9 protein-coding genes are annotated in these 11528 nt (G+C 42.7%); 5 read left to right on the forward strand and 4 right to left on the reverse strand.

Going from position 1 to position 11528, the window contains the following annotated elements; translation table 11 throughout:
- Positions 1 to 54: 54 nt before the first annotated feature.
- The 3 genes from P253_RS03175 to P253_RS03185 all read left to right on the forward strand — a co-directional run bounded on the left by P253_RS03175 (position 55) and on the right by P253_RS03185 (position 2614).
- Positions 55 to 504, forward strand: coding sequence for a GNAT family N-acetyltransferase (locus P253_RS03175; RefSeq protein WP_016658250.1), 450 nt, complete (start codon positions 55 to 57; stop codon positions 502 to 504).
- A 112-nt stretch (positions 505 to 616) separates the two neighbouring features.
- Positions 617 to 1201: a YceI family protein gene (locus tag P253_RS03180; RefSeq protein WP_005177424.1), complete on the forward strand. Its 585-nt coding sequence runs from the start codon at positions 617 to 619 to the stop codon at positions 1199 to 1201.
- A gap of 108 nt (positions 1202 to 1309) precedes the next feature.
- Positions 1310 to 2614, forward strand: a complete 1305-nt coding sequence (locus tag P253_RS03185) for an IS4 family transposase (RefSeq protein WP_016658249.1) — start codon at positions 1310 to 1312, stop codon at positions 2612 to 2614.
- Between the two features lie 75 nt (positions 2615 to 2689).
- Here the strand turns inward: P253_RS03185 and P253_RS03190 are convergent, their stop codons facing one another.
- Both P253_RS03190 and exaC read right to left on the reverse strand, forming a co-directional pair.
- A complete protein-coding gene (locus P253_RS03190; protein ID WP_016658248.1) occupies positions 2690 to 3400 on the reverse strand; it encodes a glutamine amidotransferase in 711 nt (236 codons plus the stop codon).
- Positions 3401 to 3637: 237 nt separating this feature from the next.
- Positions 3638 to 5149 (reverse strand): acetaldehyde dehydrogenase ExaC, encoded by a 1512-nt coding sequence (gene exaC / locus P253_RS03195; RefSeq protein WP_016658247.1) that lies wholly within the window; start codon positions 5147 to 5149, stop codon positions 3638 to 3640.
- A gap of 245 nt (positions 5150 to 5394) precedes the next feature.
- On the opposite strand from exaC, the gene P253_RS03200 reads away from it, so the two are divergent.
- Positions 5395 to 6576: a sigma-54-dependent transcriptional regulator family protein gene (locus P253_RS03200; RefSeq protein ID WP_016658246.1), complete on the forward strand. Its 1182-nt coding sequence runs from the start codon at positions 5395 to 5397 to the stop codon at positions 6574 to 6576.
- 57 nt (positions 6577 to 6633) lie between these two features.
- On the opposite strand, the gene P253_RS03205 is transcribed toward P253_RS03200, so the two are convergent.
- Complete coding sequence (locus tag P253_RS03205) at positions 6634 to 7629, reverse strand: alpha/beta hydrolase (RefSeq protein ID WP_016658245.1); 996 nt, start codon at positions 7627 to 7629, stop codon at positions 6634 to 6636.
- Positions 7630 to 7877: 248 nt separating this feature from the next.
- Positions 7878 to 9050 carry an iron-dependent methanol dehydrogenase gene (mdh, locus tag P253_RS03210; protein ID WP_016658244.1) on the reverse strand — a complete coding sequence of 391 codons (1173 nt, stop codon included), beginning with the start codon at positions 9048 to 9050 and terminating at the stop codon, positions 7878 to 7880.
- Positions 9051 to 9504: 454 nt separating this feature from the next.
- On the opposite strand from mdh, the gene P253_RS03215 reads away from it, so the two are divergent.
- The gene (locus P253_RS03215) at positions 9505 to 11523 is read left to right on the forward strand and encodes a hypothetical protein (RefSeq protein ID WP_016658243.1); all 2019 of its coding nucleotides are present in this window, start codon (positions 9505 to 9507) and stop codon (positions 11521 to 11523) included.
- The last annotated feature ends 5 nt before the right edge of the window (positions 11524 to 11528 follow it).

Here is an 11528-nt window from a genome sequence, read left to right on the forward strand (position 1 = left end):
GGGGCGTTTTTTTATGCTAGTTTAAAAGGCTGAATGATATAAAAGAAGACCCACATGACAGCAATCAGTATTGTGCCTTTGGCACAGACCAGTCAGCCGCAATGGCAAGCACTTTGGGTCGGTTATCAGGCCTTTTATCAAACCAAGTTATCAGATGAACTGAGTGCCCATACCTGGCAGCGTCTGACATCAGCCGAGTCTGCGCATATGTATGGTTTTGCGGCACTGTTTGAACAGCAGATGGTCGGCTTTGTTCATGTGATGGAACATGACAGCTGCTGGACATTCAGGCCTTATGCCTATTTGCAGGATTTATTTACTCACCCCGATTATCGCGGGCAGGGTGTGGCCAGATTACTGATTGAACAGGTCTATATGGAAGCCAAAAAACGCCAGTGCGACCGGGTTTACTGGCTGACACAAGAAGCCAATCAAACTGCACAAATATTGTATGATAAAGTGGCACACAAGACCGGATTTATTCAATATAAACAAAGTCTGTAACGGCATCCATGCGTTAATCGTTTCATTGCTGCAACAGAACGTTTTATCTGTAGCAATGAACTCTAACAAGAAATCTATACACTAATAAGCATTCAAAAAGCGAGATAAAAGCATGAACTTTAAAGCACTTGTACTTGGTTTGGCGGTTACTTCAGTAGCAACAGCTGCGTTGGCAAAACCAGTGGCGTATCAAATTGACCCGACCCATACTGCAACTGTATTTAGCTGGGATCACTTTGGTTTCTCTACGCCATCAGGTAACTTCTCTAACATTCAAGGTACCATTAATGTTGATGAGAAACAGCCAGAAAAATCATCTGTCAACGTGACTATTCCATTAAACAGCCTGAACACCAACGTCAAAGCGCTGGATGAGCACTTAATGGCAGCAGACTGGTTTGATGCAGCAAAATATCCAACTATTACTTTCAAAAGTACCAAAGTTGAAACTCAGGACAAAAAGAACTTTAAAATCACAGGTGATTTAACCGTGAAAGGTGTAACGAAACCTGTAGTTCTGGATGCGGTACTGAACAAACAAGGTCCACATCCAATGACCAAAGCGGCAACTGTTGGTTTTAATGCCACCACGTCATTTGACCGTTCAGCATTTGGTATCGCTGGTTTTGTACCTAATGTAGGTGATAAAATTACTGTAAACATCACGACTGAAGCTTCTGTTGCTGCGAAAAAATAATCGTAAGAACAGCTAAAAAAGCACCCGCTTCAGGGTAATGCCAGTCAGTTAAGCAAATATTAGAAAAATGTAGTAAAAATGAGTGTATGTAAATACGCTCATTTTTTTATGTCTTTATCTGAACATTTAGAATCCACTCTTGAACATGCTCTCCCATCACTTAGCCATTTTTGTGAACTTATTGACTTAAATTGGATTGAAACATCTCTGCATCAAACAGGTAAGGCATCGATCAGAAGGAGAAAATTACCTGCTGAGCACGTGGTTTGGCTTGTTCTTGGGCTTGCCTTGTTTCGCAATCAACCCATCAGCTATGTGGTAGAACAATTAAAACTCGTGTTTGGTACAACAGATTATTGTGTTCCTAGTGCAGCTGTCCAAGCTCGACAACGTTTAGGTCGAAAACCCTTAGCTGCCTTATTCTCCTTAATCAGCCAAGCATGGTTTGATGAATCACAACAACAATATTCAAGCTTTCAAGGTCTTAGTGTATGTGCTGTTGACGGGGTGGTTTGGTCTATGCCATTGACCAAGGAGAATTTTAATCATTTTGGCTCATCTAAAGGTAAAACTGCTGTAGCACCTTACCCACAAGTTAGAGCCACGTGTTTAGTGAATACCAATACTCATGAAATCATAGATGCCCAAATAGGCAGTATGGATCAAGGTGAACTCACATTAGCAAATCAATTATCTCCTCCAGCACAAAGTATTACTTTGTTTGATCGAGCTTATTTCTCTGCTGATTTTTTAATAGGCTGGCAAACACGTGGAGAATCAAGCCATTGGCTTATGCGAGCTAAAGATAATTTACGTTATGACATAATTAAACGGAATTCCCCACATGATTTTCATATCAGGATGCCAATATCAGCAAGAGCCAAAAAACTTAATCCAGCATTAGGAGATTACTGGGAAGCACGTTTAATTGAAGTTGAGCAGGCAGGAAAAATCAGACGTTACATTACTTCATTATTAGATTCAAAGACATACCCACTTATAGCCTTAGCAAAGTTATATGCTCAACGTTGGGAGATAGAGATGTGTTACCGAGAAATTAAAAGCAATTTACAGGAAGGTAAGCACTTAAGGAGTAAACAGCCAGACTTAATTTATCAAGAATTATGGGGTGTCTTGATTGCTTATAATGTTCTAAGAAGACAAATGAAATATATGGCTCAACGTGCCAAAGTAAGCCCGTTGAGGATCAGTTTTCATATTGCATCTATTGCCCTTCTTAATTTACTCAGATTCGACTCTTTGGCTTCTGCAGGTAATCTACCCAAACATCTGGAAAGTTTAATGGAGAAATCTGATAGATATGTTTTACCTGAGAGACGGATGAGGAGTTACCCAAGAGTTGTAAAAGGAAAACCTCAAAAATACCCAAGAAAAAGCCAGTCAATCTCTTAACTGACTGGCATTACCCGCTTCAGGGTGCTTTTTTTATGACAATGATTAATGTGAGAATAATCTAAAGCTTTCCGGTCAGCTTTGAGATTTTAAGCCGGCTAGAAACTGACCAAGAACCGTCGCGCTAACCTGTTGCAGTTGCGGCGCGTATTGCTGATGAGCGGCGCGTAAGGTGGGAATATCAATCTGGGCCTGACGTAATTCACAGGTATGGCCAATCAGCCATTTTTCTAAACTGTCTGCTGCAACTTCAGCATGAAACTGTAGTGCCAGAATATGTGGTCCGACCCGGAATGCCTGATTCGGATACAGGTCGGAGCTGGCCAGTAATTCAGCCTGTGCTGGTAAATCAAAAGTATCGCCGTGCCAATGCAACACCGGTGTATCGGCTAATGCCACCAGTGGATGATGGGCGGCATTAGCCAGACTGAGCGTACTCCAGCCAATTTCTTTGGCATGGCCGGCATAGACTTTGGCACCCAAGGCATGAGCAATGAGCTGTGCACCCAAACAAATACCAATAGTGGGTAATTTCTTTTCCAGACGTACTTTTAGTAAGTCTATTTCTTTTTGTAAGAAAGGATAGTCTGTGGTTTCATAAACGCCAATTGGGCCACCCAAAATAATCACCAATCCTTCATGCGCAAACGCCTTTTCTAGATTTTCCACACCGGCTTCAAAATACCGTACCCGTAAACCTTGTTCATACAGGACATCTTCCCACGCGCCGAGGTCTTCAAACGCAAGATGTTGAATGGTATAGACAGTGTCGGGTAAATCGAACATGGCAGATACTTCAGGCTGAAAGGGAGATTTAATGTAACGTGAAATACACTCGAACTAAAGCGTAGCGTATGAATAAAGGATAGATTTTTAACTTGATCTCCCGGTTTATACAACGCTGAAAGAGCGTGCTGCGAAAGTCATAGCATTCTATGTTGCAATAAAAACGCCCGATGCAAATACATCGGGCGCAGCTTGAAACGGTAACTTCAACGCTGTTGGAATCCTAAAGATGAGTCTTTAGAAGAAGCCAGCAGGTTTAGTTGAGTAGCTCACCAACAAGTTTTTGGTTTGTTGATAATGTTCTAACATCATCTTGTGGTTTTCACGGCCAATACCTGATTTTTTATAACCACCGAAAGCGGCATGCGCAGGGTAGATGTGGTAACAGTTGGTCCAGACCCGACCCGCCTGAATGGCACGACCGGCACGGTAAGAGGTGTGTGCAGAACGCGACCAGACGCCTGCGCCTAAACCATAAATGGTGTCATTGGCAATTTTAATGGCTTCATCAAAGTCTTTAAATGTAGTCACAGAAAGCACTGGGCCGAAAATTTCTTCTTGGAAAATTTTCATGTCATTGGTGCCTTTGAAAATTGTCGGCTCAATATAGAAACCACTGCCAACTTCATGACGTTCACCGCCACCCGTTAAAACTTGCGCACCTTCGGCACGACCTGTCGCAATACAACCCAAGATTTTGTCTTGTTGTTCTTGTGACGCCTGCGCACCAATCATGGTTTCAGTATCAAGCGGGTGACCTGTTTTAATACGTTTAACACGTTCGATGGCTTTTTCAAGGAAACGGTCAGCAATACTTTCCTGTACGAGCGCACGTGATGGACAAGTACAAATTTCACCCTGATTCAGCGCAAACATAGCAAAGCCTTCGAGTGCTTTGTCTAAGTAGTCGTCATCTTGCGCCATAATATCTTCAAAGAAAATATTTGGAGATTTACCACCAAGCTCCAAAGTCACTGGAATGATGTTTTCAGTGGCGTATTGCATGATCAATTGACCGACCTGGGTCGAACCTGTGAATGCAATTTTGGCAATACGTGGATTGGTTGCCAATGGGCGACCCACTTCTACACCGTAACCATTGACTACGTTTAATACGCCTGCTGGCAATAAATCTTGAATCAGTTCAACCAAAACTAAAATGCTGGCAGGGGTTTGTTCTGCAGGTTTAAGTACGATACAGTTACCCGCAGCCAAAGCAGGTGCAAGTTTCCATGTTGCCATTAAAATTGGGAAGTTCCATGGAATAATTTGCCCCACAACGCCCAACGGCTCATGAAAGTGATAGGCAATGGTATCTTCATCAATTTCAGAAATTCCGCCTTCTTGGGCACGAATACAGCCTGCAAAATAACGGAAATGGTCAATCGCCAATGGAATGTCGGCAGCCAATGTTTCCCGAACAGGCTTACCATTATCCCATGTTTCTGCCACTGCCAATAATTCTAGATTTTGTTCTAAACGATCTGCAATTTTTAATAAAATGTTAGAACGTGTTGTAGGAGATGAGCTGTTCCATTGTGCTTTGGCTTTATGGGCTGCATCTAAAGCCAGTTCAATGTCTTCTGCCGATGAGCGTGGGACTTTGGTAAATACTTTGCCATCTACAGGAGAGATATTTTCAAAGTATTCGCCTTTTACAGGGGCGACCCACTCGCCACCAATAAAGTTTTCGTATTGTGCTTTAAATTGAACTTTTGAACCGGGTTGATTGGGATCTACGTAACGCATAATTCTCTTCCTTTGATGGTTTTTTATAATCTGCCGTCATCTTTACCGTTTAGCACAATCCTGTATCTAAAATCAGGTTAAATTTACGGCTAAGGTATAAGGTACTTTAGTACGTTATTTGTTTAGCATACCAATATAAGGTTGGAAAAAGGTTGGAAAGTTGCAGGTTTACAAGCAGCGAACAAATCCTTACAAAAGTAAGCGGTACAATGGATGTAATGCCCACAGGATTGTGAGAATCAATAATGATGAAAAAACAAGACCTATTGGAAAAAAGGCAGCATATTGAACAATTTAGACAAAGCAGCAGTTTATCGCCGCTGCATGCGCAGCAAATTCAGCAGAGTATTTTAAAATCATGGCAACGCTCTCAAATTGCTGAAATTCCTGTTGATCGGTTGGCAGCCCCGTTAAATTATAGTTTAACGCATACACATGGTGGTTCGGCCTTACAACGTGCTGTGCAAAACTGTGCAGAAGATTTAAGGCATATCGCACAGCAGTCCGACATGGTGGCAGCCGTGGGCGATGTGGGCAGTACAATTATTTGGACGGCAGCGAGCGCGCAAATGCGTAATGTGGCGGAACAGGTGCATTTTGTAGAAGGCGGGCAGTGGCGTGAAGAGTTGGTGGGTACCAATGCTTTGGCTTTGTCACTTAAAACTCAGCAAGCAAGTTGTGTGTTTTCCAGTGAACACTTTATGTCATCGTTACATGACTGGGTTTGTTATGCAGCGCCTATTTTAGACCCTTATTCCAAACAAGTATTGGGTGTAATTGATTTATCGACTACTTGGAAAAACCATAACAGTTTGGGGATGTTGGCAGCAGAACGCTGTGCTTCTTTGATTCAAAATGCACTGCTTGATCAGCAAAAACAGCAGCTTTATATTCGCGCGTTTCGCGTGCCACAGGTGTTATTTAATGGCAAAGTGGTGGTGATGACACCGCGTCAAATTGAAATATTGGTGATTTTAGCACTTTGTCCACAAGGCATGAGTTTAGATACTTTACACCAAGCTCTATATGGTGAGCGTAAAGTCAGTATGGGCACGCTTAAAGCTGAGATGTCTCAATTACGTGATATTCTAGGCGGGATGCTTGGTTCGCGTCCTTACCGAATTTTGGCGCATATAGAAGCCGATTTTTTACAAGCCGAGCAGGCTTTAGATGCTGGTTATGTGCAGTCTGCCTTACAAACGTGTGCAGGAGTATTTTTGGCGAAAACTGAAAGTCCATTTTTATGTGCATGGCGAGATTGCTTAGAATCTCGCCTGAGTGATGCTATTTTTAATGCACAAGATACCGATGTATTGCTAAAACATTTGGCACGCAGCCCTGAAGCGATTGACGCAGTGGAGCGTTTAATTGAATTGATGCCCAAGGGGCATCCTGCACATCAAATTTTATCAAAATACACAGCTTAAGGGATGCATCAAGTCATTTAGCCGTTAATTCACTTCCTTTAGTTCTAGTTTTTAGTTTTATAGCCCCTTGCGGTTTAACCAGTCAAACAAGGACTGATACACTTCCGCACGGACTTCGGGCGCAGAAAGTACCAAATCATGCACGCCATTTTCAATTTGGCAAAGCACAATATCACCATGCATGTGATGCCCATATTTTTGCATATCTGCAACATTTAAAATTACGTCAGTGCGTTGCGCAATCTCATTCCATTGGCGTGGATAACTACTTTGACTCGAATGCATAATTAAGGTGGGTACACCTAAATGCACACTGGCATGAATTTCTTTTTGCGCTTCATGAATTGCACGTACAAAACTTAATCGCACTTTAGGATAGCGCGGTTTTTTCCATTCCAAATTAAATAACCATTCACCATGATATTGCTTGTGTAGACTTGGTACATAAAATGGATTAAGGCGGCTTGGAAATTTCATTTCTGGCAGTAATTTGCCCAATTGGCTTAAACGAGGAATGCCGACTTTTTTCTCAATCTCGCTCATATTGAAATCATAAAAAGGGCTGTTACACCATAAACCACGAATCAGTGGATGATTGGGATGATGTGCTACATATAACGTGGTGATTAATCCACCTGTTGAATGTCCCGCCAAAATCACCGAGTCATGTTTTTCTGTGGCAATTTGCTCAAGTGCAGCGGAAATTTCTGCATCATATTCAGACAAGCTGCGCACATTGTACCAATGTTGATGTGACAAATGCGAACGCCCGTATTTACGCAAATCCAACGCATAAAAGTCATAACCGCGCTGATTAAACTGGTCTGCCATTTCTGTTTGAAAAAAATAGTCAATAAAACCATGAATATAAAGTACGGCTTTACGGGTTTTCTGTTCGGCTTTTTTGCGTACCAAGGTAGCAATCACTTTGCCTTCATAATCCGAAGGAAAATCCAGCGTCATTTGTTGGTAATCGGCACCCAAAATATCGGGTTGATAGCTTGGTGTTGTTTTTTGTTTTTTACCTAACAGCATAAGGTGTTCGTCATCCATTTTATTTTGACTATATCCTTGATGAGTGGTGCGCATTTGTCAAATTGAATTATGCAGACTCTCTGCATCTACATCGCTTTAGTTTTATGCAGCGAGATCATTTTGTTCTGAACAGCAAAAAAAAGCAGAACGCATCTGAGGTGGTTCTGCCAAAGGGAAGGATAAAAATAAAACAGCAACAGAGGAAATTTGAGAAAAACGATGGGAGATGCTGAGCAAATCGTAATTCACTCAGCAGGAGATTCAAATTACATCGCGGCTTTAAAAATTTCGACCACTTGTGCATGATTGGCTTTACGTGGGTTGGTGAGCATGCAAGCATCTTTTTGTGCATTTTCAGCCATAATCGCCAAGTCATCTTCTTTAACGCCTAACTCAGCTAAACCTGTTGGAATACCAATCGAGCTAGATAATTCACGAATTGCATCAATTGCGGCATAGGCAGCTTCTGTGATGGTTAATCCATCAGTATTGACTCCCATCAATTCTGCAATATCGGCATAACGCTCAGGGCAGGCAATCAGGTTAAACTCGCAAACATGCGGCAATAAAATTGCATTACAAACGCCGTGCGGCAAGTTGTAGAAACCGCCAAGTTGATGCGCCATGGCATGCACATAGCCTAGAGAGGCATTGTTGAATGCCATACCTGCCAAATATTGCGCATAGCTCATGGCATCACGTGCTTCAATATTTTCACCATTTGCCACAGCAGGGCTAAGCCACTGGCTAATCATACGAATGGCTTTTTCTGCACAGGCATCGGTAATAGGATTGGCTGCAGTTGAAACGTAGGCTTCTACAGCATGGGTTAAGGCATCCATGCCCGTTGCTGCGGTTAAACCTGCAGGTTTGGCAATCATGAGTTTTGGATCATCAATGGCGATGAGTGGTGTACAGCGCCAATCGACAATTGCCATTTTAACGTGCGTGTCTGTATTGGTAATAATACAGAAACGGGTCATTTCCGAAGCTGTACCTGCAGTGGTGTTAATGGCAATCAGTGGGGTCATTGGCACAGTACTTTTATCAATGCCTTCATAATCACGAATATGCCCACCACCTGCGGTCACTAAGCCAATGCCTTTGGCACAGTCGTGGGAAGAACCACCACCTAAGGACACAATGAAGTCGCAGTGATTGGCATTGTAGGCATCAACACCGTTATGCACGTTAATATCGGTCGGATTTGGCTCTGCACCAGCAAAGATATGGCTGGCAACGCCTGCTTCGGTGAGGCAGCCTGCAATGGTATCGGCAACGCCAAATTTAAACAGTCCTTCATCAGTCACAATTAGGGCTTTTTTGGCGCCTAAATTTTGTGCTCTTACGCCAATTTCTTTGGCACAACCAGGGCCGAAGAGTGACACACAAGGAATATAAAAACCGTTGGTTTGATCTGCAATATTTTTAAAAGCCATGCTCAGATTCCTTCTTGCATTGGATATTGGAATAATGTGTTGTTATCGCGGTGTTGAACCGTAATTTGAGTATCCATTGCTTTGTTGTGAAATCCTACCTACCAAATACCAACCCTAGTTGCTGATCAAAGAGTGTAAAATAATCACTTGAAAATTATGGATTTTTAATTTGTTTTATTATCTGAAGTAGTGCGCAGTCTATAGGCAAGAGCACAAATCTTGTTTATAGTATTTTTTGTATCTCTAATTTTAAGGTGTGAATACAGCACACACATATTTAAAGTGTAATTCAATTAATAAGTGGCTTAAGCTAGATTGAAGAATTGTCCACTTTTTGCGGATGGGAAATAAAAAACAAAAAATAGGGATGTATCACGTGATGGGTCTATTCGGTGTAATCAAATAAAAATAAGATGACACTTAGATAGACCGCACTTAAGCATGAGGAGCGTATATGCAGCCAAGTCGCCAGCATAGCCAGTTGCATGCCGTTGCACAGCAATTGGTTCGTATTTCCAGTGTGGCCGCAGAAATCTATCAAGATCAAATGGATCTGGTTGGGCATTTTACAGCACAAAATATTTTTCGAATTGATCCTTTGCAGCATCGGGTCGAATTGTTGAATGGTCTGTTTAGCCTAGAATTTTATTCGCCAAAATCGCATACAAATTTAATAGAAACCCACTTTGAATTTGCGGGGCAACAGCAAGAAGCGTTTGAAGATTTTTTCTTACATGATCTGCATTTTTTGACAGGGGATTTAAAACCGCAGCATTCCTTATTTTTGCGTAAGCAGGCGCAGCAATTGCGGCAATTGATTCTGCAGCAAGTTTATCTTTGGGTAGATGGTGCAGCACGGGTTAAGCAATTGTTGTTGCATTTAGATGCTATGCAGGCACAAATTTTAGATCAGGCATTAATGCAGGTAGACGATCAGTATCAACCAGTATTGACCAAATTTGTGCAGCAAGGGCAGCCGATTCCTGAAGATGTTTTAACTGCTTTATCGACACTATGCGCTTTGGAATTTGTAGAGGGTGAAACCTTTTTGCCAGTGCAAGCACTGATGCTAAGTTATGATGATTTTTGTTTTAGTGCAGCAGAATTTCTGCCTAAAGCCATGTATCGTATTTTAAGTATCTCATTTCCAGAGCGATTTAATTTACAGGATTTAATCGATCATCAGGACGATATTCGGCTGTTGTATCGACACTCGGTAGAGCAGAGTCATTTATTAGGCTTTGTCCGGATTATGAACCGCGCGGTCTGGGCCGAAGATAATATTCTGGCCAAACGGCATTTTCTGGAAAAAAATACCCGCATCTGGCAGACCAAAGTTGCGCGCTTGCCACTGTTTGATTATCCACGTGCAGTCAACTGGCTGTTTCGGCAATCGAAACTGGTGCTGGACTGGCTCAGTGACAATATTCATCATTCCAGTGTCCGCGTGGCGGTGGTGGCGCTAAGTTTTGTCGATTGCAGCCAGATTCATCCACGCATTATTCTGGCCACCTTGCAGTATTTCCAGTATGCCTCGGCGCGGCTGTTTATTCAGAGCTGTGATCATTTTGCGCTGCAACATCAATGGTTTGAACATCAGCATAATTCTCGGGTGGTGCAAAAAGGCCAGCGCCAGTCACTGGAAGACCCGCGAATTAGCATCAGCCCGTCTATTTTGTATTTAGATGAATGGATGAATTTGCTGGCGATTGTTGCGGCACAGGATGAACTGCAGGTGAAACAGGTTTATGCACGTTTAAGCCGGGTGATGCAGGCCTATATGCTGCATCTGCATAAGGTCACGGCAGAACTGCCGGCTGAATTAATGCAGTTTATTCATCCGGAGAGTCAGCAATCGCGTGACTTTATGCACTGTTTACGCCGTCATCAGTTGACGCTGGAGCAATTCCGGCAGCTGTTTTATTTAAAGGCCGGGCCGGTGCGTGAATCGGTGTTTGATGCTTATGTGCGCGATTATCTGGTCGATTATTTTAATGAAAAAAATTACACCCCGAAAAATGTCAGCTGGAGCAGTATTTTTCAGCGTGCGGTGCGCTGGCATCATGAAGTACATAAAGCCGAAATTCTGGCTAAGCTGAAAAAACAGTTAAACGTCAGCCACTGGCCGCCCGTATCGCTACAAGGCAGAACCCAGTATCTGGGCTGGTGCTTTGAGGAACTGAACAGTCTGGACCGGATTATTCAGGAGTCGCGCAGTTTTCATCATTGTCTGGCGGTGAGTTATAGCCAGAAAATTATTGAAGGCGAATATGTGGCTTTTCATATGTCATCGCCGTGTTATCGCCAGTCCTTAACGCTGGGTTGTCATCTGCTCGATGGACAGCTGCGCTTTGATCAGCTGGAATATCCGAACAATCATAAAGCCGAACAGTTGCTGGTCAATATTGCGGAACAGTTTATTCAATGGCTGAACAGCCGCTTAAAACAGGACCCATCTGCCGGAACTTTATGACAAGT

Origin of the sequence: Acinetobacter indicus CIP 110367 (assembly GCF_000488255.1) — a bacterium.
Taxonomy (GTDB): Bacteria; Pseudomonadota; Gammaproteobacteria; order Pseudomonadales; family Moraxellaceae; genus Acinetobacter; species Acinetobacter indicus.

Excerpts from the sequence above, each read along its gene's own strand:
- exaC (WP_016658247.1), bottom strand. The coding sequence starts at position 5,149 with ATGCGTTACGTAGATCCCAATCAACCCGGTTCAAAAGTTCAATTTAAA.
- P253_RS03180 (WP_005177424.1), top strand. The coding sequence starts at position 617 with ATGAACTTTAAAGCACTTGTACTTGGTTTGGCGGTTACTTCAGTAGCA.
- P253_RS03205 (WP_016658245.1), bottom strand. The coding sequence starts at position 7,629 with ATGGATGACGAACACCTTATGCTGTTAGGTAAAAAACAAAAAACAACA.
- P253_RS03190 (WP_016658248.1), bottom strand. The coding sequence starts at position 3,400 with ATGTTCGATTTACCCGACACTGTCTATACCATTCAACATCTTGCGTTT.
- P253_RS03175 (WP_016658250.1), top strand. The coding sequence starts at position 55 with ATGACAGCAATCAGTATTGTGCCTTTGGCACAGACCAGTCAGCCGCAA.
- P253_RS03200 (WP_016658246.1), top strand. The coding sequence starts at position 5,395 with ATGATGAAAAAACAAGACCTATTGGAAAAAAGGCAGCATATTGAACAA.
- P253_RS03185 (WP_016658249.1), top strand. The coding sequence starts at position 1,310 with ATGTCTTTATCTGAACATTTAGAATCCACTCTTGAACATGCTCTCCCA.
- mdh (WP_016658244.1), bottom strand. The coding sequence starts at position 9,050 with ATGGCTTTTAAAAATATTGCAGATCAAACCAACGGTTTTTATATTCCT.
- P253_RS03215 (WP_016658243.1), top strand. The coding sequence starts at position 9,505 with ATGCAGCCAAGTCGCCAGCATAGCCAGTTGCATGCCGTTGCACAGCAA.